Genomic DNA, 25,140 nt, shown 5'->3' on the forward strand with positions numbered 1-25,140 from the left:
TACTTTTACGTTCAGAGAGTCCCGCTCTCGCTGAAGAGGCTCAAAGCACTGTTTCCACTGGATTATTGGGATTGTCCCGTTGACCCTTCAGCTCGCCTAGCCCTGATGCTCCCTCGCCTCAAACGTTCGGCGCCGCCGAACAATAGAATTGGTTTCAGCCCACTAATTCGAACGGCTCGCCAGTAGTAAATCATTGTCATCGACCCCGACATCGAGGCCGTCTCAACAACGCAAAAGGAAATCAAACATGTCCAGACTTGCTAACAAGATCGCCCTCATCACCGGGGGCACCAGCGGCATCGGCCTTGAAACGGCTCGTCAGTTTGTCGCCGAGGGCGCGCGCGTCGCCGTGACGGGCAGCAGCGCTGCCAGTGTCGAAAAGGCGCGCAAGGAGCTTGGCGAAGACGTCATCGTCATTCAGTCCGACGCTGGCAACGTCGCCGGTCAGAAGGAGGTCGTCGACCAGGTCACGAAAGCCTTCGGCCAACTCGACATCCTGTTCGTCAACGCGGGCGTCGCTCAGTTCGGTCCCGTCGAGAGCTGGTCGGAAGCGGACTTCGACAAATCGTTCGCGACAAACGTCAAGGGCCCCTATTTCCTCATCCAGGCTCTCCTGCCGATCTTCTCGAAGGGCGCCTCGATCGTGTTAAACACGTCGATCAACGCGCATATCGGCATGCCGAACTCGAGCGTCTATTCGCTGACGAAGGGCGCCCTCCTGACGCTGGCAAAGACGCTCTCGGGCGAGCTGGTCGGTCGCGGCATCCGCGTCAACGCCGTCAGCCCCGGCCCGATCGCGACCCCGCTTTACGGAAAGCTCGGTATGTCGGAAGCCGACATGAAGGCGATGGCCGAAGGCGTCCAGAACCAAATTCCGGTCGGTCGGTTCGGTGACGTGTCGGAAGTGGCGAAGACGATCGTCTTCTTCGCATCTGACGAAGCGGCCTATATCGTCGGGAGCGAGCTCATAATCGATGGCGGCATGAGCAATCTTTGATCGACGTCCAACCTCACAGGAGCAGAAAGTGCAGATCGATCTCAAAGGAAAGACAGCCCTGGTGACAGGGTCCACGGAGGGCATCGGCTACGCGATCGCCCGGCAGCTCGCAAGAGCGGGCGCGGACGTCGTCGTGAACGGCAGATCCGAAGACAAGACGGCAAAGGCCGCCGCACGGTTGAGAAATGAGGGTGCCAAGGCCAGCGTCATCGCAGTCGCGGCCGATCTCGCCACCGCCGAAGGATGCAGCGCACTTGTAGCCAAGCTTGCCCATGTCGACATCCTCATCAACAACGCTGGCATCTTCCAGCCGAGTGACTTCTTCGACACCAGCGACGAAGTGTGGGACCGGCACTGGCAGGTGAACGTCATGTCGGCGATCAGGCTATCCCGCGCCTATCTGCCAGGCATGGAGAAGGCGAACTGGGGTCGCGTCATCTTCATCGCCTCGGAATCGGGCTTCAACATCCCTGTCGAGATGATCCACTACGGGGTCAGCAAGACGGCCGATATCGCCGTCGCTCGTGGACTCGCCAAGCGCATGGCAGGCACCGGCGTGACTGTGAACTCGGTTCTTCCCGGCCCTACTCTCTCGGAGGGCGTCGAGGCAATGCTTGCCGACGAGCAGCAGAAGACCGGAAAGTCGATTGAGGAAGTTGCCGCCGACTTCGTCAAGCAACACCGCAGCGGCTCGCTCATCCAACGTGCTGCCAGCGTCGACGAGATCGCGAACCTAGTGACCTATCTGGCATCCCCGCTCGCATCGGCCACGACTGGGGCTTCTATGCGGGTGGACGGCGGCCTCATCGACACGCTTTGAGAAGAGGCCGGCTTACGGCGCAAGGTCGAGCTCACAGCATTAGAAAACCCCCGTAGAAGATGGAGGCTTCCGCCCGTGCAACGGAGTGTGGCGGGCAAGACATACGGGTAGGATAGACTTCGAGACCGACCGCTAGCTCCGGGCGCCGTCGGCCAAGCAGTGCCAGCTAACACTCAATAGCCCGCTTTCGCGGCTCCGCTTCGCGGGCTTTTTCTACGCATCGCCGGCCGGTAATCTTGCAGGGCGACAATCGCGGGATCCTGGGGACGGGAAATCGCCTTCGTATTGGGGAAAAGTAGTGCTCGATGAAGATGAGCAAAAACAATGGGTGGTACACGCGACATTTGTGCATTTTAGGGCCGAGCAAGTTGCGTTACCCTCTTGACGAACGCACATGCTCAGCGCTTACTATGCCACCGACGGATATAAACCAAATAAATTGATATGAATGGTGGGGAGGAATATGGAGGCTCGAGTCACAGCGCACGCGCGTTATACGGTAGCCGATATCGACAAGAGATTGTATGGGTCGTTCCTTGAACATCTCGGAAGGGCCGTCTACACGGGCATCTACGAGCCCGGGCATCCAACAGCCGACGAGTCTGGCATGCGCCAGGACGTCCTTGAATTGGTTCGCGCTCTTGATACGCCAGTCTGCCGCTATCCCGGCGGAAACTTTGTATCGGCTTACAATTGGGAAGACGGTATCGGCCCCAAAAGTGAGCGTCCGACACGGCTCGACCTGGCCTGGCGGACTTCCGAGTCCAATCAGGTAGGCATTCACGAATTTGCGGGTTGGGCGAAAGCTGCGGGTACCGAGATGATGCTTGCCGTCAATCTCGGATCCCGCGGGCTTGATGACGCTCGCAACTTCGTCGAATACGTCAACCACCCAGGCGGCAGCTACTGGTCTGACCTTCGTCGCAAAAATGGACAGGCCGATCCATGGAACGTCAAGCTCTGGTGCCTCGGCAATGAGATGGACGGCCCCTGGCAGGTTGGGCACAAGACCGCAGTGGAATACGGCCACCTCGCAAACGAGACGGCCAAGGCGCTGCGTGCCTTCGACGATAGCTTGGAGCTCGTCGTTTGCGGCTCCTCACATTCCGACATGCCGACCTACCCCCAATGGGAGGCGACGGTTCTGGAAGAGACCTACGATCGGGTCGACTACATCTCGCTGCATATGTATTTCGAGAACTACGAGAAGAAGACCTCGGAGTTTCTGGCCCTGCCAGAGAAACTCGATCGGTATATCGGCACGGTCGGTGGCGTTATCGATTATGTGAAGGCGAAGAAGCGCTCCAAGAAGAATGTTCGCATCTCATTCGACGAATGGAACGTCTGGTATCACGAGCGTCGTAGCGATGCCAAGCGAATGAAGGAGTGGGACTGGCCGCATGCGCCCGTGCTGTTGGAAGACATCTATAATTTCGAGGATGTGCTTCAGGTCGGCTGCATACTCAATACCTTCATCCGCCGATCGGACGTCGTGCGGATCGCCTGTATAGCGCAGTTGGTCAATGTCATTGCGCCGATTATGACCGCACCGGGCGGCGCTGCCTGGCGCCAGACCATCTACTTTCCATTCCAGTTCGCGTCGAATTATGGACGCGGCACCGCCCTTCGGCTCGATGTGGATTGCGCCAGGTACGACGCCGATATCGCCGCGGGTGTCTCCTACCTGGACATCGCCGGCGTTCATGACGGGGATGCGGGTACGCTGACCTTCTTTGCGATCAATCGCCACGGTGAGGAGGCCATGACGATCGATCTCTCTGTGGAGGGGTTCGGCAAAGCCCGCAACGTCGAGCATACGCTGATCAAGCACGATGATCTGGAGGCTCGCAACACCAAGGACGCGCCGGACACAGTTGCCCCGATGAAGGTCGAGGGCGCGACGATTTCCAGCAATGGCGTGCAAGTCACCGTGCCCCCATACTCTTATTCGATGATCAGGATCACGCTTTGACTTTGTTGTGAAACAAGTGAGCGGCGGGAGGCCGCGAGCAATAGGGAGGAAATATCATGTTCAGAATGCTGAAACTCGCTAAGTGCATTGTGGTCGCAACTGCATTATGCGGGTCCGCTGCCCATGCACAGGAAACGGTCGCCTGGTGGGATTTTCTCAGCGGTGGCGACGGCGTGCGCATGAAACAGATGATCGCCGATTTCAACAAGGCCCATGAGGGGAAAATCAAGATCGAGGCGACCACGCTGGAATGGGGCACGCCATTTTATTCCAAGGTTCAGACCGCAGCCTCGGTCGGCGAAGCGCCCGACATCATGACTTATCACGCCAGCCGGATTCCGCTGGCGGTGAAGCAGGGAATTCTCCAGGAAATAACTGCTGACGACTGGTCCAAGATGGGCCTTGCGAAAGATGCCTATGCCGAAACCACGTGGGATGCCGTTACGATAGACGGCAAACAATATGCCGTTCCCTTCGACACCCATCCGATCGTGCTCTACTACAATAAGGATATCCTGGCTAAAGCGGGTCTGCTGACCGAGGACGGCAAGCCCAAGGGGCTCGACAGCCGGGAAAATTTCGAGGCAACCCTGCAGGGGCTGAAGAAAGCCGGCGTAAAATTCCCGCTTGGGTCGGTCACCGCCGATGGCAACTTCATGTTCCGGACAATCTACTCCTTGATGGGTCAGCAGGACGGAGAACTTCTGACCGACGGCGAATTCCTCGCGGGTGACAACGCGCAGAAACTGCAAAACGCGCTTGCCCTCCTCCAGGGGTGGACCAAGGAAGACCTGCAATCGACATATACCGATTATCCCGCGACTGTCGCCCTTTTCACATCAGGCGAGGCCGCAATGATGATCAATGGGGTTTGGGAAGTGCCGACCATGGTCGACCTTCACAAGCAGGGCAAACTCTTTGAATGGGGTGCCGTCGAGCTTCCTGTGCTTTTCAAACACGCCTCTACCTACGCAGATAGCCATACCTTTGCCATTCCCGCCAACAAAGGAAAGGACATGACGGCGGACAAAAGAGCAGCCGTGCTGGAAGTCATTTCCTGGCTTTCGAAGAACTCGCTCTACTGGGCAAGTGCAGGCCACATCCCCGCCTATGGACCGGTCACCCAGAGTGCCGAATACAAAGCCATGCAGCCGAATGCTACCTATTCTCCTCTGACGGCCAACATGATCTTCGATCCAAAGACGCCGCTCGCCGGCGTGGCCGGACCGATCTTCGATGTGATGTCCAACTACTTCGTTCCAACTCTCAACAATGAGATGGATCCGGCTAAAGCCGTCGAGGAGATCAAGACCGAACTCAACGACCTCTAGCTCCTTCTACGACAGGTCGCGGCACGTTGCTCCGACCTGTCAGCAGCCCTCACGATCCCCTTATTGGAACGAAGGAAGCTTGCATCAATCATGCTCAGGAATAAACGAAGCGAGGCTTTGATCGCCGCCGTACTGGTTGCGCCTTTTGTGGCGATATACGGTCTGGTCTTTATCTACCCTTTGACCAGACTTTTCCTGACCAGTTTCACGGACGCTCCTCTGATCGGCAGCGGCGCGTATGTCGGTTTCGATAACTATGCGCGCCTCTGGGGTGAACGGCGTTTCGACACTGCACTGTGGAACACAGCCTATTTTGTCTTGCTAACGGTTGTGCCTGGGACATTTACCGCCTTTGCCATAGCACTCGGCATCAATCGGCTAGCAGGCCGGATTCAGGCCTTCGTCCTGGCGCTGTTTTTTCTGCCTTATATCCTGCCGGTGTCGGTCGTCTACCTGATCTGGGACTGGACTTTGAACTTCCAGTTCGGAATCGCAATGTATCTCTTTGACATGGTAGGGATAAGCCGGGTCCCAGTTTTCAAGTCGACAGGCTGGTTTATGCCGGCCGTCGCCTTCATCACCATCTGGTGGACTGCCGGCTTCTCCATCCTTCTGTTTCTTGCCGGTCTTCGTTCAATCCCCGCCGAAATTTATGAAGCAGCCGCTCTCGACAATGCCGGCCGCTGGGCGACGTTCCGGCAAGTTACATGGCCGCTCATGTGGCCGATCACGGCCTTGGTGCTCACCATACAGTTGATCCTGCAGCTAAAGATCTTCGACCAGGTCTACCTGTTTTCGACTGGTGGCCGCCCCAACGACAACCTTGTCCTGGTCTACTATGTCTTCCAACGCGCGTTCCAGTCCGACCAGGGAGGTCGTGCCGCTGCGGCTGCAGTCGTCCTTTTCGTGATCGTTATCGTCGTCTCGGTCATCAACTTCCAGCTCACACGCCTGTCGAAGGGAGGCGCGCGATGACCTCAACAACTGTCCAGCGCCTAAATGTGGCTGGTTTTGCGATTACGCTGGCGACCGTCATCATCGCCGTGCTCTGGGCGTTCCCGCTCTATTGGGGCGTCGTCTCGTCGCTCAAACCGGAAGACGAAGTGGTAAGGCCCTACATCGAACTATGGCCAGACACCTTCACCCTCTCGCATTATGTCTTCGCACTGACTCAGACCCAGATCGGGACCTGGTATCTGAACTCGATCGTGACGGCACTGGCGATCACCGTACTGACCGTCGCTTCATCGCTTCTTTGCGGCTATGCGATATCGCAACTCGAATTTCCGCTCCGCCGCCCACTCTGGTGGCTAATCCTGGCGAGTTTCATGGTCCCTATGCAAACCATGATCGTCAATCACTTTGAACTTGTGGCAAGCCTCGGGCTTCTCAACACATGGAGCGGCATTGTACTTCCGCAATTGATCCACCCTGTGATCATCATCGTCTACAAGCAGTTCTTCGATGGAGTGCCGAAGGATTTTCGCGAGGCAGCTGTCATGGACAATGCTTCTGAATGGCGCATTCTGACGCGGGTCTACATGCCAATGAACTGGGGTGTCACGGCGGCACTTGCGATCGTCACCTTTATCTGGTCTTGGAACGCCTTTCTCTGGCCCTTCCTTGCCGTGACGAAGACCGACATGATGACCATCACCGTCGGCATTACGCAGGTCAACGATGCCTTCGGGGTCTATTATGCCCGGCAACTCTCTGCAGCCGTGCTGGCCGGCCTGCCGGTGGCAATCGCCTATCTGGTGTTTCAGCGGCGCGTGACGGAAGCGATTACCCTGTCAGCCGGCATCAAGGGATGATATTGACCGTCAGCAAGAGCTGCCGCCGTTCCGTATAAGAAGAGATTTTGCTCCTCAGTGTACGTGATGCGCCTTTCCGTACTTGTCGAAGAGATGGACGGCAGTCATGTCGAATGAGATGAAGACGGTATCGCCCGGCTGAACATTGCAACGTCCTCCATCCTGCGCAATGACCTCGCTGCCATCCTTCAAGCTGCAATAGAGGAGCGTTCGATCGCCGAGCCGCTCCACGACACCAACTTTCGCCTCACTGCCCCGTGCGCTGGCACCTTCGCCTTCAACGGCCCGTACGGCTTCCGGCCGGATTCCGAGTTCGTAGCGACCCGGGCCTGACGGTGGCGGCGAGATTTTCAATTCGGCTCCGTCTCCTAGCCGTAAAATCCCTTCGGGTAGCAGGTCCACAGGGAGAAAATTCATTGCAGGACTGCCGACAAACCCCGCGACAAATCTCGATGCTGGCCTGAGATAAACCTCCATCGGCGTGCCGATCTGTTCGATCCTGCAATCGTTGAGCACAACAATACGGTCGGCAAGCGTCATAGCTTCAGTCTGGTCGTGCGTTACATAGATCATCGTCGACTTCATGCGCTGGTGAAGCTCGGCAAGTTCCACGCGGGTGCGTACGCGCAGCGCAGCGTCGAGGTTGGAGAGGGGCTCGTCCAAGAGAAAGGCTGTTGGGTCCTTGACGATTGCACGACCAATTGCGACGCGCTGGCGCTGGCCACCCGAAAGCTGGGCAGGCCTTCGCCCAAGTAGCGCATCCATCTCCAGCATCCGCGCCGCTTCGGCAACGCGCAGGTCGATATCCTTTTCTGGCATGCCTATGTTTCGCAAGCCGAAGGCCATGTTGTCCCGGACCGTCATGTGCGGGTAGAGCGCGTAGTTCTGAAAAACCATGGCCAGCCGGCGCTGACCTGGCGCCAACGTCTCGCTTCGCACACCGTCGATGCTCAAGGCCCCGCTCGTAATCGTTTCAAGCCCAGCGATCATCCGCAGTAACGTTGACTTTCCCGAGCCAGAGGGCCCGAGAAAAACCATGAGTTCTCCGGAACGGATTGTCAGGGATATATCTTCGATGACTTTGACATTGCCGAAGCTCTTGGTGACATTTTCAAGCCTGATTTCTGCCATGAAGTTCCTCCCGATTAAAACCATTCTTTCCGGTATATACCAGAAGTCAAGATATCAGTAGGATACGACCATTCTGTTGTGACTTCTCTCACGCCGCTCGCGAAACGGACACTTGAGCACCCGGTATACCGGCGGCATTGCGCAGTCTTAATCAAGGTTGGACGTGCTTGGCTGAACGGCATTCGTACAGCAGCCAGCTGGCACCTGTTGTCCTCAGATTCTAGGGCCGCCTGACTAGCAGGCCGGGCGGCGCCCTTGATACATCATAATTTCCGATATACACATGAACAAAACATGGGGACATGATGGAGCGGGCGTTTTTAACAATTTTCGCTGGCGAGAACAGTGACGCCATCCGCGCGCTCTCGGCACCCGCGAGGGTTGATATGCTTAAACTTCTCTGCGCGGAAGGGCCGATGAACATCAATGATATTGCGCGTGCCCTTTCCCTTCCCCAATCGACAGTTGCTACCGGAATACAGATTTTGGAAGACGCGAGGCTCGTCGAGTCCCGGCTGGCCAAAGCACGGAAAGGGAACCAAAAAATCTGCTCGGCGATCTACAGTGAGATCGTCATCAGTTTCGAAAAGACGGCGGCTCAACGGCTTGATGATGTTATCGAGGTCGAGATGCCGGTCGGGCTGTATACCAGTTGTGACGTTTACGCGCCGTGTGGACTTTGTTCCACCGAAAGCGTCATCGGTCCCCTTGACGTCCCGGATTACTTTCTTGATCCGCAGCGCATGCAGGCCGGGCTCATCTGGTTCGGCAGGGGATATGTGGAATACAAATTCCCCAACAATGCCAGAGTCCTTAACAAGGATATCCGTGCAATCGAGTTCTCCCTGGAACTCTCGTCGGAAGTGCCGGGCACGAACGCCGACTGGCCATCGGATATAACACTATGGGTCAATGGAGTGGCCATCGGAACGTGGACTTCGCCTGGTGACAACGGCGATAAGCGGGGTGCGTTTACTCCACCATGGTGGAAGCTGGAGGGCTCGCAATATGGGATGCAGAAGACGTGGCATATATCACGTAGGGGGACCTTTGTTGACGGCGCTCCCGCATCAGAAGTGACGATAAACGATCTCGCGCTTGCCCAGCACTCTTCCATACGGCTAAGGGTCGGCATTGCGGAGGATGCCCGCCATACCGGGGGCGTTAACATTTTTGGTCGCAATTTCGGAAATTACGGCCGCGATATCGTTATGCGATTGCATGTCTGATCACGGTCGCCAGCAGGGTCACCGACATTGTCCGCCCCATTCCATATGGCATGATAACAACGTTAGCCCAACGCTGAATTGGAGCATTTGCGGTCGCGCAAGCTGCGCGCCCATAGCCGATTCAAATCACACCAATAAATAGCAGTTTCGCTACCGCTTCTGCACGGGGCCGCAATCTTCCTCAAAGGTTATCACACACCCCGCATGTTTCCCCAGAGCAAGACGTGAAGCTGGGGAAGAACGCGAGCGTCGAACCACCGGTCCGAGGTAACCCTGTCGACCAGCCACCGCATGCGGTTCAGTATTCCTTCGAGATCAATCAAAGCTTCCTCTTCCGTCGGCGGCGTGTGATTGCCGGGTTGCAGGAAGATCGGAAGCTCTTTGAAATCCCTTGCGACGGACCTTGCAAAGGCATAGTCGTCTTCGTTGAATATGACGATCTTCATTGCGATCCGGGGGCCGTTGCGAGCCGCAGTTATGCAGTTTGTCAATTCGCCCGGCTTGAATTCCATACCACTGGACGGTGGTTTGGGACTGAGGATCAAATGATCCAGCTCGGCAAACCAGTCCTGGGCTATCGACCCCTGTGTTTCCAAGGCGAATTGATAGCCATCGTGCTTTCCTCGGGCAATCAGCGGCGCAAACGGCTGGATCGCCGGGTTTCCACCGGACAGGGAAACCATGAGAGGACAGCCTTGAGAGAGCAATTCCACGTTCGACCAGACCTCATCGACCGACATTGGCGTCCACTCGTCGCGGAAGGCGCTGTCGACTGCATGGAGCGTGTCGCACCATTTGCAGCGATAGTCGCAGCCGCCCGTTCTGACGAAGACGGTCGGAAGTCCCATGAGCGGCCCCTCCCCCTGGATCGTCGGTCCGAAGATTTCGCTGATGCGGATCTTTTGTTCCTTGCCGATCATGGGCGATATTCCGCCCATGTCTTCGGGGTCTCGCTTACCCTGACGGCGGAGGTTTCCGGCAGGCGCTGCTTGCACCAGTCGTAAAAATGCTTGGCGAGCCATTCGGATGTCACCCGGTCATGGCCCAACGCGTCGTTGAGATGCCGGTGATCGAAGGTCTCATCGATGTATCGCTTGAGCGGCGAAAGCTCGTGATAATCACGGACGAAGCCGTCCTCATTCAACTCGGACGCGGCAAGCTCGACCTCCACGATATAGTTGTGGCCGTGCAGACGTGCGCACTGATGGTCACCGGGAAGGTGGGACAGCTGATGCGAGGCGGAAAAATGGAACTCCTTGGTGATCCGGTACATCACTTCGCCTCTTCTGCTTTGAACGCACCCGTCGCAGCGATCCAGAAATCCGGGTCTTCATAGACGGTCGGATCCTCAACGCCGGCGAGATGGAAAGCTTCGCGGCGCTCGACGCACGTCCCGCATGTTCCGCAATGAAGACGACCGCCCTTGTAGCAAGACCATGTCTCTTCAAAAGGCGTCCGATGCTTCGCGCCATCGGTGACGATGTCGGCCTTCGTTGCGTTTACATATGGAGCAAGCAATCTGACATCGGCATATCCCTCAAGAGCATGCTGTTGCATCGTCTCGAATGCCGAAATGAACCCCGGCCGACAGTCCGGGTAGATGAAGTGGTCTCCGCCATGGACGGCAATCGCCACGGCGTCCGCGTGACGAGCAGCAGCAAGGCCGAATGCGATCGACAACATGATGGCGTTACGGTTCGGCACGACCGTCGCCTTCATCGTCTCCTCGGCGTAGTGCCCATCAGGAACCTTGACGTCGTCCGTAAGGGCGGAGCCGGTCAGGTGCTTACCTACGTTCGATATGTCGATGATGTCGTGTGGCACGTCGAGCTTTCGCGCGCAGAGAGCCGCGAATTCCAGCTCTTTGACATGCCGTTGGCCGTAGTTGAATGAGATGAGGCCGACAAGTTTGTGGTTCGCCGCAATCTTGTATGCAAGCGAAATGGAGTCGAGACCGCCTGAGCAGACGACAAGTACTTTCATTGTAGGATCCCTTGTTTTGTTGAACCGGGTGGGCTGCGACCGGTTAGCGGGGCACCTACTAAACTTCTGAAACCGGGATGTCCAGTAACTTTGCCGGCAAGATGGCGAGCGGCGATCAGCGTCTTCGGTGCGCGGCGCTCGAACGGCCATTTCCTCTTGCAATCACATTATGATGACCTGCATGATGACCTGCCCGGCAGTCCCGCTGATGGCGGCAAAGTGAAGTCTATAGTCTGCAATCGGATCGAACAATTTCAAAAGAAAAGCGGCGGCCGAGGGCCACCGCTGAGAAGCTCAACTTAGCTTGTAATAAAGGGAACTCAGGCGACGTTCTGCCGTTTCGGCAACTTCCAGCCGGGGCGAGCAAAATGGCATGTGTAACCATTCGGAATGCGTTCGAGATAATCCTGATGCTCCGGTTCGGCTTCCCAGAAATCGCTGACGGGAACGACTTCCGTGACGACCTTGCCCGGCCACAGGCCTGAAGCATTCACATCGGCGATCGTGTCTTCGGCTGTCTGTCGCTGGTTCTCGTCCGCGTAAAAGATTGCCGACCGATAGCTTGCGCCGATGTCATTGCCCTGGCGATTGCGGGTCGATGGATCATGAATCTGGAAGAAGAACTCCAGGATGTCGCGATAGCTCGTCTTTTGCGGGTCGAAGATGATCTCTATCGCTTCGGCATGGTTGCCATGGTTGCGGTAGGTTGCATTGGGGACTTCACCGCCCGTATAACCGACACGCGTTGAAACAACGCCGGGAAGCCGTCGAATAAGGTCCTGCATTCCCCAGAAGCAGCCGCCAGCAAGTACCGCACGTTCTGTCGTCATAGAAATGTCCTTTCCAAATGCGCGAAATTGACGGGGATCGTCAAGGTCCGCTTCGCTGACGCCTATATGGGTGCTCGGCTCAATAATCGCCAGTCCCCTGCCGCGGCATCGGGACCTTCCCTGAACCACATTCCGGCTTCCAGCAGCTCGCCTATGGTGGCTGGGAGAGTACATCATCACAAGCGTATCAGACTACAGCTTGCGTGACGGACGCAGCAGACGTCTTCTTTACGCGAATATCCGACCCGAACGTCACTTCACAAACAGGGTTTTGAACTGCGATGGCTGGCATCGGAGATACTGATTGGCTGCTTTCACCTGCCCGCCGAGCTCGGCGGCTGCGTGCCACGGCCAGCGCGGATCATAGAGGATGGCCCGGGCGAGCGCGATCAGGTCCGCATCGCCGGTTGCTACGATTGCCTCGGCCTGGGTCGGCTCGGCGATCAAGCCGACGGCGATGACCGGCATTTTGACGGCGCTTTTGATCGCCCTGGCGAGCGGCACCTGGTAACTTGGGCTGATCGGGATCGCCTGCGAGGGATGCAGACCGCCGCTCGATACGTGGATGGCGTCGCATCCGCGTGCTTCGAGCATCCGGGCAAATTCGACACTCTCGGAAATCTCCAGACCGCCTTCGACCCAGTCGGTGGCTGAAACGCGCATCGTCACCGGCCGATCAGACGGAAAGGCATCTCTGACGGCGTCAAGAACCTCCAGCGGAAACCGGGCGCGATTTTCCAGCGAACCGCCATATTCGTCGGTTCGCTGGTTCGACAAGGGCGACAGGAACTGGTGCAGCAGATAGCCGTGGGCACCATGGATCTGAACGGCGTCGATACCGATCCTTGCCGCCCGCCGTGCGGCAGCAGCAAAGGCATCGCGGACGCGCTTCATGCCATCGCGATCCAGCGCGGTCGGCGGCACGTAATTCGGATTGAAAGCGACAGCGGAGGGCGCTTCGGTCTGCCATCCGTTCGGATCGGTCGGTGGAAACTGACCGCCGCCTCTCCAGGGAACCTCAGTCGAGGCCTTGCGGCCGGCATGCGCCAATTGCACTGCAATCGGCATGTCCGACCATTTTCTGATGCTGTCGAGCGTGCGAGCCATCGCAGCTTCCGAGGCGTCATCATAAAGGCCAACATCGGCAAAGGTGATGCGTCCCTCGGGAACGACGGCAGTTGCCTCGATGGTCAGAAGCGCGGCCCCGGAAAGCGCCAGCTGTCCGAGATGAATCAGGTGCCAATCCGTCATGCATCCGTCTAAAGCCGAATACTGGCACATGGGCGCGATCACGATGCGGTTGGCGAGTTCGAGATTGTGCACGGTGAAGGGCGAGAACAGGACGGGCTGGGGCATGGCGTTCCTCGAAGCGGAATTCAGTGGTCTCGGTTTATAGCATTCTGTCGGAGTTTTACGACGGTTAGCAGAGCCTCCCCATTTCAGGAACTGTTCTTTGGTGTGGGTCCGCCTTGCGAAGCGGCTCCGTATGGCAGCTTCTTCCGATTGTTTCGCCACGCGGAAGAAAGCCTTCAGCACAACCTCTGTTCAGGGCAGGTGCGGCCGGATGTATTGATCCATCGACGATATTTCGTCCGCGAACGGCCAACGGGCCTGCGATCGCTTCATCGGCCAAAGCGTCGCAGGACATCTTTACCGGCAGGCTCGAAACGGCGACCGACGAGGCGAGCGTTGTTTGAGGCCTATGGAGATAATACGGTGAGCAAAGATCTCATCACCCCGATCATGCGCATACAAGTCGAACTTGCTATCGCAAACGCGAGAAATGATCTCAACGCCCTCCGATCTCTGGAGATCGAGGCGAAACATCTAGCGCTGAGCGGCGCGGAGATCGACGCAGCAAAACGCGGAGGCAGTTTCGACTTGCTTGCCGATATCACCGTGAAACTCGCGCTGGCGATCGAAGCGGGCGATGAAGAGGCAAGCACCGTCGCACGACGACAGCTCACCGTTTTCGGTGTTCCAGACGTCGCTTCGGAACTGCTCGCCTTCGTCAAGGGGCTGGAACCACCGCCACAGAAATAAGATGCTTTCGCCCGGCAGCTTGTCCCTATGGGATCGATAGATTGCGATCGGGAGAAAAGCGCTTAAATCTCTGTCCGGGACTTAATCTTTTCAAGACAATGTGGATCGCATGGATCGATGGCAGGCAATGAGGGTCTTCGTGAAGGTCGCGGAGGCTGAGAGCTTTGCAGATGCAGGACGGCAACTCCACATGAGCCCTCCGGCCGTCACACGCATCGTGTCTGCCCTCGAAGACGTCATAGGGACGCGCCTTCTGACGCGCACGACCCGATCCGTCAGACTGACGGCAGCAGGTGCCCAGTATTTTGCGGATTGCCGGAGGCTTCTCGCCGATCTCTCGGAGGCGGAGGCTGCTGCTGCCGGCGCCTACGGCAAACCGACGGGCACGCTCACCGTCACAACCTCCGCCATGTTCGGGACAATGTTCGTCTCGCCGCTGATGACCGAATATCTCGATCTCTACCCCGATGTCATCGGTCGCGGCCTGTTCGTCGACCGCATCGTCAGCATGGTCGATGAAGGCATCGACGTTGCGATCCGTATTGGCCACCTGCCTGATTCCGGCCTCAGCGCGACGCGCGTCGGCCAGGTGAGGCGCGTCATCTGCGGATCGCCTGCCTATTTTGAAAAGCATGGCGTCCCGATGACCCCCGGCGATCTGTCGAAGCATCGCATTATCGCATCGACCAGTGCTTGGACGTCGCTCGAATGGCGCTTCGGGGTGCAGAAGAAGTCTGCGGTCCATGTCAATCCCCGCCTTTTCTGCAACACCAACGAGGCGGCAATTTCGGCGGCGGTCCGAGGCTGGGGCCTGACACGCGTTCTGTCCTACCAGATTGCGCCGCAGCTTGAGGCAGGTGAATTGCGCACGATCCTGGCTAATTATGAGGAGGAGGCCTTGCCGATCCATGTCGTTCATCCGGAAGGCCGGTACGCTTCGGCAAAGGTACGGAGTTTTATCGATTTTGCCGTCGGAAAACTGAGAGCCAACAGGCATTTCAATTAGCAGCGAAAGCCCGCGTATGCATCGCTGAATGCGCGGGCTCTCATGAAAGCGATTATTGCTTTGCGATCTTGCGGTCGAGGAAGTCGTGAATGAGCGGCGCCATCTCATCCAGCTTGTCTTCAAGGGCAAAATGTCCGGTGTCGAGGAGGTGCATTTCAGCGTCCGGCAGATCACGCAGGTAAGGATGCGCGCCTTCCTCAGGGAAGATCTTGTCATTCTTGCCCCAGACGATCAGCGTCGGCGGCTTGCGTTCGCGGAAGAAGGCCTGGAATTGCGCGTAGAGCGGAACATTCGTGCCATAGTCGTGGAAGAGATCGAGCTGAATATCCTTGTTGCCGGGACGGTCAAGCAAGGCCTGATCATGCACCCAATTGTCGGGGCTGATGCGGGTGAGGTCCTTGACGCCGTCGGTGTACTGGAACTTGGTGGTTTCGAGGACGACGAGATTGGACAGGGCCTCGCGTTTCTCCTTTGAATCGTCGGCCCAGTAGGCCTTGATCGGATCCCAGAACTCGCGCAGGCCTTCTTCATAGGCATTGCCGTTCTGGACGATCAACCCGCTCACCCGTTCCGGGTGCTTGAGAGCCAGGCGGTAGCCAACCGGCGCGCCGTAATCCATGACATACATGGCGTAGGTCTTGGCGCCGAGCTCAGTCATGAGCGTATCGACCATGTCGGCATAATGGCCGAAAGTGTAGGCGAACTTGGTGTGATCGGGTGCATCGCTCTGACCGAAACCTGGATAGTCAGGTGCGATGACATGATAACGATCGGCAAGCAGCGGAATGAGGTTGCGGAACATGTGCGAGGATGTCGGGAAGCCGTGCAGAAGCAGGACGACAGGACCATCAGCCGGACCAGCTTCGCGATAGAACATGTTGACGCCATCGATCTTGGCTGAACGATAATGAACGGTCACCGGCGCCTGCCGGGTCATCGCTACCTGCTTGGCAGGAGCAGCTGCGGCTTCAGAAAGGGGAGCGAAGCTGACGGTTGCCAGCATCAGGGAAAGGATCAGTCGGTTCATGTTGGTTCTCCGTTTTAACAAATCCGCCAACAACCCTTGCTGGCCTCGCACCAACAATAGCCATTCACTCGAATCCGTTAATCGGCAGAATGTGGAAGTTATTATTCCCCTTAGCGGAATAGTGAAGTGTCTCGTTGTGAACCGGGACAGCGGCGCCGGCGGCGGCGATGAGACGATCTGCGCCTATGCGAAGCGGCCAACCGTTTCTTCACACCGGGCAGGTAGTTCAAGATTGGGATAATCTGTTCTCGGCCGCGTCGGCGGCGAAGAACTTGTTCTGGTTCTTCCGAACACGGCTCCCGAAATCGTCAATCGCATGCTGGTAGCCGTCAGGCGTCTCGCTCGCTGGCCGATCAGCTCAGCTTCCGGTACAGTTTTTCTGCAGCCATTGCCTGTGTCATGAGCGGAGACTATGCCAATGATATCTATCGAAGGGCCGATCTGGCGCTCTACGCGGCCAAGATGAGAGGTCGCGACCAGATCAGCATCGATCCCCATGCGCACCCGCTTGGGCGACAGAAATCATGGCAAGGTCCGCCAGTCGGGCCATAAGCCAGAGAGTTTCAATGGTCGAAAAGATTGCGCCCACCTCGCCTACGGCAGCCTCTTCGGCCACGCATGTAAACCACAGCACCTCCATCGGCTCCGAACCTGACAATGCCTGGGTCGCCGAGCGACAGGCAAAGATCACCGCCGGCAGTGGGAAAAAAGACGATCACCATACTGCTGACAGCGATGAAGATCGTATCGATCGTGATGACGATCCGGCAGCAGAGCGGCATCTCGACCATCATTCCACCCATCCCCATACGGAGGGCTCCGATCCGGCCGAAGAACGCCTGTCCGGCGAGAGCGAGCGCATCGGTACCGGCACCCTGGATGAGGATGTTCCGTTCGGCGAGCACGTCGGATATCTGTAAGTGATCGCGCTCGCACGCTGACAAGCCTTGTGGTGCCTAGCTTTGATCAGAAGCCGGCTCATCATTGGCATCAAGCCTCCCCTCTTCAACCAGCCCCAGATTGGTCAGCGATGACTGAGAAAACCTTTTCTCACTTGACAATTTCTTTGGGAAAAGGTTTTTTCATTGCAAGTTCGATGGAGGGACGACTGGACATAACAGGAGGAAAAAGAGGCCGGATCACCATTCATGATGTCGCGGCGGCTGCTGGAATCAGCATCTCGACGGCATCGAAGGCGCTGAACGATACGGGCCGGATGGGACTGGAGACGCGCGAGCGGGTCAAGCGCATCGCGGCGGAGATCGGATACAGACCAAACGCCTTGGCAAGAGGCCTGCTCAGCAAGCGCAGTTTCACGATCGGTCTTCTCACCAACGATACCTATGGCCGCTTCACGCTGCCGGTCATGGCGGGCATATCTGATGCTCTCGTTGATCATGGTGTTTCAGTATTTCTATGCGCGATCGAGGAGGATCCGGCACTCGGGCAGATTCATGTTGAGGCGATGCTCGACAAACAGGTCGACGGCATAATTGCGACGGGAAAGCGTCTGGACAGACGGTTGCCGGTCGATCTGTCGAATTTGAACGTGCCCGTGGTCTACGCCTTTACGGAGGGAGCGCCGGGAACCGTGACGTTCCGCTCCGATGATGCACAGGGCGCGCGGCTTGCCATCGAATGGCTGGCAAAGCTCGGGCGCAAGCGGATCGCACATGTCACCGGACCGGAGAGTTTCTTTTCGGTGCGCGAGCGTGCCGATGCCTATCGCAAGGTTGCGGGAGAGGCGCGGCCGGTTCTGTTTGGAGCCTGGTCGGAAAGCTGGGGTCACGAAGCCGTCGCAAGATTGTGGGGCGGTAGCAGCGAAAAGCCCGACGGCATCTTCTGCGGCAACGATCAGATTGCGCGTGGTGTCATCGATGCGCTGCGCGAACGCGGCATCCGGGTGCCGCAGGATGTTTCGGTGGTCGGTTTCGACAATTGGGAGATTGTCGCCGCCCAGACACGTCCGCCTCTGACGACGGTGGATATGGAATTGAAGGAACTGGGGCGGCAGGCTGGATTGACGGTTCTGGCGCTTGCGGAGGGACATCAGGTGGAGCCTGGCATCAGGAAACTGCCGTGCCGTCTCGTCGTGCGGCAGTCATGCGGGGGAGACACCCTCGGAATATAGCAACGGCGCGCAGGAGACGCGCCTTATTGGGAGGAGAGCCATGATGAAGCGCCTATTGGTGGCAACCAGCCTTGCCACACTCTGCCTGGTTTCGACAGCTTCGGCTGCCGAGAAGATCGAAATGTGGGTCCGCACCGGTATCGGCGATTCCTTCAACAAGGTCGTCGAGGCCTATAATGCGAGCCACGAAAACCAGGTGGTCACCACCGAAGTGCCCTTCGGCGAACTGGTGCAAAAATACGCAACCGCGATCGCCGGCGGCCAAGCGCCCGATGCCCTGTCGATGGACCTCATCTATAACCCGGCCTTCGCGGCCGCCGGTCAGCTCGAAGACCTGACCGACTGGGCCAAGAGCCTGCCCTATTTCAGTTCGCTGTCGCCGTCGCATGTCAAGCTCGGCACCTATCAGGACAAGATCTACGGCCTGCCGCTGTCGGTCGAAACCTCGGTCTTCGCCTGGAACAAGGACCTCTACAAGAAAGCCGGTCTCGATCCTGAAAAAGCGCCCACGACCTGGGAGGAGATCGAGGCGAACGCCGAGAAGATCCGCAAGCTCGGCGATGATACCTACGGCTTTTACTTCTCGGGCGGCGGCTGCGGCGGCTGCATGATCTTCACCTTCACGCCGCTCGTCTGGGGCGCTGGTGCGGATATCCTTTCGGCGGACGGCAAGACCGCAACGCTGGACACACCGCAAATGCGCAAGGCCGTCGGCTACTATCGTGACATGGTCAAGAAGGACCTCGTTCCGGCGAGTGCCGCGAGCGACAACGGCACGAACTTCCTGAGCTTTACAAACGGCAAGATCGGCCAGCAGAGCCTCGGTGCCTTCGCCATCGGCACGCTGGTCACCCAATATCCCGACATCAACTTCGGCGTGACGCTGATCCCCAGCGTCGATGGCAAGGCCTCGTCCTTTGCCGGCGGCGACAATTTCGTCATCACCAAGGGCACGAAGAAGCTCGATGCCGTCAAGGAATTCCTCGAATATATCTATTCGATGGATGGCCAGAAGGTCATGGCGAAATATGGAAGCCTGCCGACGCGCGGCGATATTGCCGACCAGGTTCTTGCCGGGCTCGATCCGCGTATGCAGGTGGGCCTCAAGGCAATCTCCGTTGCCAAGACACCCTACACGCTGCAGTTCAACGATCTGATCAACAGCGCGAACGGGCCTTGGGCAACCTTCACCAACGCCGCGATCTTCGGCGATGACGTCGATGGCGCCTTCTCGAACGCTCAGTCCGAGATGCAGTCCATCATCGACAGCGGCCAATAACTCTCCCGGCCGTGGCCGGGGGACGGTGGCAGTTCCCCGGCCGATTCAAAGATAGAAGAACTCGTAAAATGCGGAGGTTTCGATGACCGGTTCCGGTCCACAGCGCACGCGCGCTGTCCGAAAGCGGCAGAGGTCGCAATGGCGCGGCTTTCTCTATATCGCGCCGGCCATGGCGCTCGTCATCGTCTTCTTCGTCATGCCCGTTCTCTTCACGGGATGGATGAGCCTGCACAACTGGCCGCTGATGGGCGCGGCGCGCTGGATCGGCTTTGCCAACTATATTCGCATGTGGAACGACAGCCGCTTCATGGCGGCCTTGAACTTCACCGCCTATTACACGGTGATCGTAACCATCGCGATCTTCGCAGTCGCCTTCCCGCTGGCGATCTTCGTCGAGAAGGAACGCCGCTTCGTCAGCACCTACCGGACGATCATCTTCCTGCCCGTCGTGGTCGGCCTGGCAACAGCATCGCTGCTCTGGGTGTGGCTTGCCAATGTCGACAGCGGTTTTGTCGGCCCGGCCCTTCGTGCGCTTGGCTTCGTCGAGCGAAGCCCCAATATCATGGCAAGCTTCGATACCGCTTTTGCAACCATCATCGTCATGGTCGTCTGGAAGATCGCCGGTTTTACGATGATCATCCTGTTGACCGGGCTGCAGGCCATCCCGTCCGAGTTGACTGAGGCCGCCCGCATCGATGGCGCCGGGCGCTGGCAGCGCTTTCGACATCTGACCCTGCCGCTGATGCGCAAGACGATCGCGCTGGCGCTGATCGTCTCGGTCACCGGCTCGATCCTCGCCTTCGACCAGTTCTACATCATGACGTCGGGCGGGCCGCAGAACAAGATGATCTCTGTCGTCTACTACATCTTCAACCAGTCCTTTGTGTCCTTCAATCTGGGCTACGGATCCGCCCTTTCGATCGTCCTTCTGGCGATCCTCGTTGCGATCTCCATCGTCCAGCTCTGGCTGCTGCGTGTCGGAGAGGAACGCTGATGATTTCCTCCCGTGAACGCCGCGCCCGCAAACGCTTCAGATCGCAATCGGCCTATCATGTCGCCGGCATCGCCATTTCGATCTTCTTCCTGGCACCCTTCGTCATCACGCTGCTCGCCTCCTTCCGGCATGGCACGGAGGCGAGCCTGCCGCCGCTGCCGCCCTGGCCGACGACAGGTGTCAGCTTCGATGCCTATGCACTGCTCGATACCTTCGGCGCCGGCATCTGGCGGCACATGATCAACTCGCTCTTCGTCTCGCTGGCGACGGTGTTGCTGACGGTCACTGTGAGCCTGCTCGCCGGCTACGGCTTCTCGCGCTATCGTTTCCCGCTGAAGAATGCCCTCTTCGTGCTGATCATCGCGACGCTGATGATCCCCTTCCAATCGATCCTGACGCCGCTCTTCATCATTCTGGCGAAGCTCGGCCTCAACAATTCGCTGCTGGGGCTCACCCTCGTCTACGTGACGCTGCAACTTCCCTTCTCCGTCTTCATGATGCGCAATGCCTTTGATGCCGTGCCGAAGGAGATCGAGGAAGCGGCGCGCATCGATGGTGCGCGGGACCTGAGACTGCTGATCCGCGTACTTCTGCCCCTGGTGCTGCCGGGTATTGCGACAGTCGCGATCTTTGCTTTCCTCAATGCCTGGAACGAATTTCTGGCCGCCCTCGTGCTGCTCTCCAGCAACGAGAAATACACGCTTCCCGTTCTGATGACGGCGGTGCGCGCCGGCCGCCTCGGCGCCATCAACTGGGGCGCGGTTCAGGCCGGTGTCGTCGTCATGACGATCCCCTGCCTGATCGTCTTCCTGCTCCTGCAACGCTACTACATGCGCGGGCTGATGGCCGGCGCGGTGAAATGATGATCTTTCAACGAAATGGATGAAGCCATGAACAAGCTGAAGAGAGACCGCCAGTTCCGTCCCCTGCCCGTGCCGAGCGTCGAACTGCACGGCCTGTTTGGCGATCGCCAGGATGCGATCTGCGATTCCACCGCCGAAACGCTGCTCGACCGCTGCGTCGAGGCCGGCATGCTGCAGGCGATCGACGTGACCCAGCCAAGCCCGGGCGTCGTCATTCCGATCGGACCCTGGGGCGGCACGACGCAGATGTTCTGGGACAGCGATCTCGGCAAGTCGATCGAAACTGTCGCCTATTCGCTCTACCGCCGGCCCAATCCGCAGCTCGAAGCCCGCGTCGATGAGATTATCGACATGTATGAGAAGCTGCAGGACAAGGACGGCTATCTGAACGCCTGGTTCCAGCGCGTCCAGCCCGGCCGACGCTGGACGAACCTGCGCGACCATCACGAGCTCTATTGCGCCGGACACCTGATCGAAGGCGCCGTCGCCTATTACCAGGCGACCGGCAAAAAGAAGCTACTCGACATCATGTGCCGCTATGCCGATTACCTGATCACGGTCTTCGGCCACGGTCCCGGCCAGATCCCCGGCTATTGCGGCCACGAGGAAATCGAGCTCGCACTGGTCAAGCTGGCGCGGGTCACCGGCGAGAAGAAATATCTCGACCTGTCGAAGTTCTTCATCGACGAGCGCGGCACCGAACCGCATTTCTTCACCGACGAAGCGATCCGCGATGGCCGGAGTGCTGCCGACTTCCACCAGAAGACCTATGAATATGGCCAGGCGCATATGCCGGTACGCGAACAGAGGAAGGTCGTCGGCCACGCAGTGCGCGCCATGTACCTCTATGCCGGCATGGCCGATATTGCCACCGAATATAATGACGACACGCTGACGGCTGCACTCGAAACCCTTTGGGACGATCTGACGACCAAGCAGATGTATGTCACCGGAGGCATCGGTCCGGCAGCTGCAAACGAAGGCTTCACCGACTATTACGACCTGCCGAACGAAAGCGCCTATGCAGAAACCTGCGCCTCGGTCGGCCTCGTCTTCTGGGCAAACCGCATGCTCGGCCGTGGCCCGAACCGTCGTTATGCCGATATCATGGAGCAGGCGCTCTATAATGGCGCCATGGCCGGCCTGTCGCTCGACGGCACGCGCTTTTTCTACGAAAATCCACTGGAAAGCGCTGGAAAGCATCATCGCTGGATCTGGCACCATTGCCCCTGCTGCCCGCCGAACATCGCCCGCCTGCTCGCCTCGGTCGGCTCCTACATGTATGCGATCGCTGAGGACGAGATTGCCGTCCACCTCTACGGGGAAAGCAAGGCGCGCTTCGATCTCGCCGGTGCCAAGGTCGAGCTTGCGCAGCAGACGCGCTACCCTTGGGATGGCGCGATCCATTTCGACCTGACGCTCGATCGCCCGGCTCACTTCGCACTGTCGCTGCGTATCCCGGAATGGGCTGACGGTGCGACGCTTTCCATCAATGGCGAAAAGCTCGATCTCGCATCCGTGCTGATGGATGGTTATGCCCGTATCGAGCGCGACTGGAAGAGCGGCGACACGGTCGATCTGTCGATCCCGCTGACGGCCCGCAAGCTCTTCGCCAATCCGCTGGTCCGTCAGGACGCCGGCCGCACGGCACTGATGCGTGGTCCGATGGTCTATTGCGTCGAGGAAACCGACAATGGCGCTGGACTGAATGGCATCACGCTCTCAGCTGATATCTCCCAGGCCAAGACATCAGAGATATCAGGGCTTCGCGGCGCGGTCGCCCTAGAACTGCCCGTCAGCCGTGATATGGCCGACTGGGGTTCTACGCTCTACCGTACCTCGCCGCCAGCGGCAAAGCAGGCGAGCGCGCGTTTCGTGCCCTATCCTTTCTGGGACAATCGCGAACCGGGCGAGATGGTCGTCTGGGTTAGAGCCGGCGAGGCGCGCGGTGAATAACATGGCGGATACGGGCGTTGTGCTGACCGAAATTCGCAAGAGTTTCGGCAATCTGGAAGTCATCCATGGCATCGACTTGACCATCGCTGAGGGATCCTTCGTCGTCTTCGTCGGACCCTCGGGATGCGGAAAATCGACCCTCCTGCGCATGATCGCAGGGCTGGAGGATGTCACCGACGGTGAGATCGAGATCAAGGGACGCAATGTCACCGATCTCGACCCTTCCGATCGCGGCATCGCCATGGTCTTCCAGTCCTATGCGCTCTATCCGCATATGAGTGTGCGCGACAATCTCGCCTTCGGCCTGAAGATGGCCCGGACGCAGGCCTTAGAGATCGAGGCCCGCGTCAAGGCGGCCTCGGCAATCCTGAAGATCGACCATCTGCTCGATCGCCGGCCGGGACAGCTCTCGGGCGGCCAGCGGCAACGCGTGGCGATCGGTCGCGCGATCGTCCGCAAGCCGGATGTCTTCCTCTTCGACGAACCGCTGTCGAACCTCGACGCGGAGTTGCGCGTCTCGATGCGCATCGAAATTGCCAGGCTCCATCGTGAGCTTGGCAATACGATGATCTATGTCACGCACGACCAGACCGAAGCAATGACGCTCGCCGACAAGATCGTCGTGCTGCGGGATGGGTATATCGAACAGGCAGGAACGCCGCGCGAGATCTATGAGCGGCCGAACAATGTCTTCGTCGCAGGCTTCATCGGTTCGCCGCGCATGAACCTTCTCGACGCAAGTTGGACTGGCGACGGCAATATCATGGTAGCCGGCAATCGAATCCGTTCGCCGATCGGCGGGGCTGGTTTGAGCCAAGGGCAGAAAATTACCCTTGGCATGCGCCCGGAGCATCTGAGGATCGCCTCGGGGTCACAGGATGAGGCACTGCGGGCCACGGTCGATTTTGATGAATATCTCGGCGGCACTCAGTTCCTCTATTGCCAGCTTGGCGACGGCCAGCCGCTGACCGTGGAGTATAGGGGCTCGTCTGACATCGCGACCGGCAGCCAACTCGCCTTCACCTGCGATCCCGGTTATTTGCACATCTTCGACGCAGACGGCATGCGGCTCGACAAATAAACTCGGCCGGCTGTAGGCTGAGTTCCTGTTCTTCGGTCGCGGGCCTGCGGCACCGGCCGATCGGCAGCAGAACTCTGGCTGGAGGACAGCACTCGCCTGTCGCGTTGCATTGATCGTTTTCCTGGATTTCGAGGCCTCGTCCCTCGGCAAGAAAAGCGTTCCGATCGAAGTTGCCTGGGTGTTCGAAGACGGCCGCTCGCGCTCGCTTCTGATCCGCCCCGCTGCCGACTGGGACGATTGGGCGGCCGATGCGGAAGCAATCCATGGGATTTCGCGGGAGTTACTGGCATCGGAGGGCGTGCCGGTAGAGCAGGTCGCTCGTGAAATGGTCGAGGTTTTGACGGGGCACGAGCTCTATGCGAGCGCTCCTTCGTGGGATGGAAAATGGCTGAGCGTTCTCCTGCGCGCCGGCGGATTTCCTCGGCATGCCCTCCGGCTCGGCAAGTCACGTGATGCCTTTATGGCCGCGGCGCGTGAACTAACAGGAGCGGCGATCACGGAGACAGAGCTATCCAAGCTCATCGACGGCATTGTCGAGGAAAGCAAGGCGGCAGTCCCGGCGCATCGCGCATTGGCTGACGCCACGCTTGAGCTTACCCGATGGAAGCTTGTCCGCGACGCGGCCAGGAAGCGGATGGCGACAGAGAGGTAGA

At 58.4% G+C, this 25,140-nt stretch carries 24 protein-coding genes; 17 read left to right on the forward strand and 7 right to left on the reverse strand.

Annotated elements, in window-relative coordinates; translation table 11 throughout:
* Positions 1 to 247 precede the first annotated feature (247 nt).
* The 6 genes from KQ933_RS27490 (at position 248) to KQ933_RS27515 (ending at position 6,934) form a co-directional block, all read left to right on the forward strand.
* Complete coding sequence (locus tag KQ933_RS27490) at positions 248 to 997, forward strand: SDR family oxidoreductase (protein ID WP_216759161.1); 750 nt, start codon at positions 248 to 250, stop codon at positions 995 to 997.
* A 28-nt stretch (positions 998 to 1,025) separates the two neighbouring features.
* On the forward strand, positions 1,026 to 1,817 hold the full coding sequence (locus tag KQ933_RS27495; RefSeq protein ID WP_216759162.1) for an SDR family NAD(P)-dependent oxidoreductase: 792 nt from the start codon (positions 1,026 to 1,028) through the stop codon (positions 1,815 to 1,817).
* Positions 1,818 to 2,280: 463 nt separating this feature from the next.
* Positions 2,281 to 3,789: an alpha-N-arabinofuranosidase gene (locus tag KQ933_RS27500; protein ID WP_216759163.1), complete on the forward strand. Its 1,509-nt coding sequence runs from the start codon at positions 2,281 to 2,283 to the stop codon at positions 3,787 to 3,789.
* 56 nt (positions 3,790 to 3,845) lie between these two features.
* Positions 3,846 to 5,120 carry an extracellular solute-binding protein gene (locus KQ933_RS27505; RefSeq protein WP_216759164.1) on the forward strand — a complete coding sequence of 425 codons (1,275 nt, stop codon included), beginning with the start codon at positions 3,846 to 3,848 and terminating at the stop codon, positions 5,118 to 5,120.
* A 90-nt stretch (positions 5,121 to 5,210) separates the two neighbouring features.
* A complete protein-coding gene (locus tag KQ933_RS27510) occupies positions 5,211 to 6,095 on the forward strand; it encodes a carbohydrate ABC transporter permease (RefSeq protein ID WP_216760836.1) in 885 nt (294 codons plus the stop codon).
* Positions 6,092 to 6,934: a carbohydrate ABC transporter permease gene (locus KQ933_RS27515; protein ID WP_216759165.1), complete on the forward strand. Its 843-nt coding sequence runs from the start codon at positions 6,092 to 6,094 to the stop codon at positions 6,932 to 6,934. Before KQ933_RS27510 ends, KQ933_RS27515 begins: the two co-directional genes overlap by 4 nt.
* A 54-nt stretch (positions 6,935 to 6,988) precedes the next feature.
* On the opposite strand, the gene KQ933_RS27520 is transcribed toward KQ933_RS27515, so the two are convergent.
* Complete coding sequence (locus KQ933_RS27520; RefSeq protein WP_216759166.1) at positions 6,989 to 8,065, reverse strand: ABC transporter ATP-binding protein; 1,077 nt, start codon at positions 8,063 to 8,065, stop codon at positions 6,989 to 6,991.
* 302 nt (positions 8,066 to 8,367) lie between these two features.
* On the opposite strand from KQ933_RS27520, the gene KQ933_RS27525 reads away from it, so the two are divergent.
* Positions 8,368 to 9,294, forward strand: coding sequence for a transcriptional regulator (locus KQ933_RS27525; protein ID WP_183725691.1), 927 nt, complete (start codon positions 8,368 to 8,370; stop codon positions 9,292 to 9,294).
* Between the two features lie 191 nt (positions 9,295 to 9,485).
* Here KQ933_RS27525 and queE read toward each other — a convergent pair whose 3' ends face one another.
* The 5 genes from queE to KQ933_RS27550 form a co-directional block, all read right to left on the reverse strand.
* Positions 9,486 to 10,214, reverse strand: coding sequence for a 7-carboxy-7-deazaguanine synthase QueE (gene queE, locus KQ933_RS27530; protein WP_253958351.1), 729 nt, complete (start codon positions 10,212 to 10,214; stop codon positions 9,486 to 9,488).
* Positions 10,211 to 10,567 (reverse strand): 6-carboxytetrahydropterin synthase QueD, encoded by a 357-nt coding sequence (queD, locus tag KQ933_RS27535; RefSeq protein ID WP_216759168.1) that lies wholly within the window; start codon positions 10,565 to 10,567, stop codon positions 10,211 to 10,213. The genes queE and queD overlap by 4 nt, the downstream gene beginning before the upstream one ends.
* Positions 10,567 to 11,277, reverse strand: coding sequence for a 7-cyano-7-deazaguanine synthase QueC (queC, locus tag KQ933_RS27540; RefSeq protein ID WP_216759169.1), 711 nt, complete (start codon positions 11,275 to 11,277; stop codon positions 10,567 to 10,569). The genes queD and queC overlap by 1 nt, the downstream gene beginning before the upstream one ends.
* A 320-nt stretch (positions 11,278 to 11,597) precedes the next feature.
* Entirely contained in the window at positions 11,598 to 12,107 is a 510-nt protein-coding gene (gene msrA / locus KQ933_RS27545) for a peptide-methionine (S)-S-oxide reductase MsrA (RefSeq protein ID WP_216759170.1), read from the reverse strand.
* Positions 12,108 to 12,359: 252 nt separating this feature from the next.
* A complete protein-coding gene (locus tag KQ933_RS27550; protein ID WP_216759171.1) occupies positions 12,360 to 13,463 on the reverse strand; it encodes an NADH:flavin oxidoreductase/NADH oxidase in 1,104 nt (367 codons plus the stop codon).
* 360 nt (positions 13,464 to 13,823) lie between these two features.
* Between KQ933_RS27550 and KQ933_RS27555 the strand changes: the two genes are divergently transcribed.
* Entirely contained in the window at positions 13,824 to 14,150 is a 327-nt protein-coding gene (locus KQ933_RS27555; RefSeq protein WP_253958352.1) for a hypothetical protein, read from the forward strand.
* Positions 14,151 to 14,259: 109 nt separating this feature from the next.
* On the forward strand, positions 14,260 to 15,156 hold the full coding sequence (locus KQ933_RS27560; protein WP_216759173.1) for a LysR family transcriptional regulator: 897 nt from the start codon (positions 14,260 to 14,262) through the stop codon (positions 15,154 to 15,156).
* Between the two features lie 52 nt (positions 15,157 to 15,208).
* Here the strand turns inward: KQ933_RS27560 and KQ933_RS27565 are convergent, their stop codons facing one another.
* Positions 15,209 to 16,183 (reverse strand): alpha/beta fold hydrolase, encoded by a 975-nt coding sequence (locus tag KQ933_RS27565; RefSeq protein ID WP_216759174.1) that lies wholly within the window; start codon positions 16,181 to 16,183, stop codon positions 15,209 to 15,211.
* A gap of 566 nt (positions 16,184 to 16,749) precedes the next feature.
* Here KQ933_RS27565 and KQ933_RS27570 point away from each other — a divergent pair.
* The 8 genes from KQ933_RS27570 (at position 16,750) to KQ933_RS27605 (ending at position 25,139) form a co-directional block, all read left to right on the forward strand.
* Positions 16,750 to 17,103, forward strand: coding sequence for a hypothetical protein (locus KQ933_RS27570; RefSeq protein ID WP_216759175.1), 354 nt, complete (start codon positions 16,750 to 16,752; stop codon positions 17,101 to 17,103).
* A gap of 176 nt (positions 17,104 to 17,279) precedes the next feature.
* The gene (locus tag KQ933_RS27575) at positions 17,280 to 18,314 is read left to right on the forward strand and encodes a LacI family DNA-binding transcriptional regulator (RefSeq protein ID WP_216759176.1); all 1,035 of its coding nucleotides are present in this window, start codon (positions 17,280 to 17,282) and stop codon (positions 18,312 to 18,314) included.
* Positions 18,315 to 18,354: 40 nt separating this feature from the next.
* Positions 18,355 to 19,593, forward strand: a complete 1,239-nt coding sequence (locus KQ933_RS27580) for a sugar ABC transporter substrate-binding protein (protein WP_216759177.1) — start codon at positions 18,355 to 18,357, stop codon at positions 19,591 to 19,593.
* A gap of 82 nt (positions 19,594 to 19,675) precedes the next feature.
* Positions 19,676 to 20,587, forward strand: a complete 912-nt coding sequence (locus KQ933_RS27585) for a carbohydrate ABC transporter permease (protein WP_216759178.1) — start codon at positions 19,676 to 19,678, stop codon at positions 20,585 to 20,587.
* Positions 20,587 to 21,450, forward strand: coding sequence for a carbohydrate ABC transporter permease (locus KQ933_RS27590; RefSeq protein ID WP_183742685.1), 864 nt, complete (start codon positions 20,587 to 20,589; stop codon positions 21,448 to 21,450). The genes KQ933_RS27585 and KQ933_RS27590 overlap by 1 nt, the downstream gene beginning before the upstream one ends.
* A gap of 27 nt (positions 21,451 to 21,477) precedes the next feature.
* Positions 21,478 to 23,406 carry a glycoside hydrolase family 127 protein gene (locus tag KQ933_RS27595; protein ID WP_216759179.1) on the forward strand — a complete coding sequence of 643 codons (1,929 nt, stop codon included), beginning with the start codon at positions 21,478 to 21,480 and terminating at the stop codon, positions 23,404 to 23,406.
* A 1-nt stretch (position 23,407) separates the two neighbouring features.
* On the forward strand, positions 23,408 to 24,487 hold the full coding sequence (locus tag KQ933_RS27600) for an ABC transporter ATP-binding protein (protein WP_216759180.1): 1,080 nt from the start codon (positions 23,408 to 23,410) through the stop codon (positions 24,485 to 24,487).
* A 109-nt stretch (positions 24,488 to 24,596) separates the two neighbouring features.
* Complete coding sequence (locus KQ933_RS27605) at positions 24,597 to 25,139, forward strand: transcriptional regulator (RefSeq protein WP_216759181.1); 543 nt, start codon at positions 24,597 to 24,599, stop codon at positions 25,137 to 25,139.
* Position 25,140 lies beyond the last annotated feature (1 nt).

The organism is Rhizobium sp. WYJ-E13 (assembly GCF_018987265.1).
Lineage (GTDB): Bacteria > Pseudomonadota > Alphaproteobacteria > Rhizobiales > Rhizobiaceae > Rhizobium.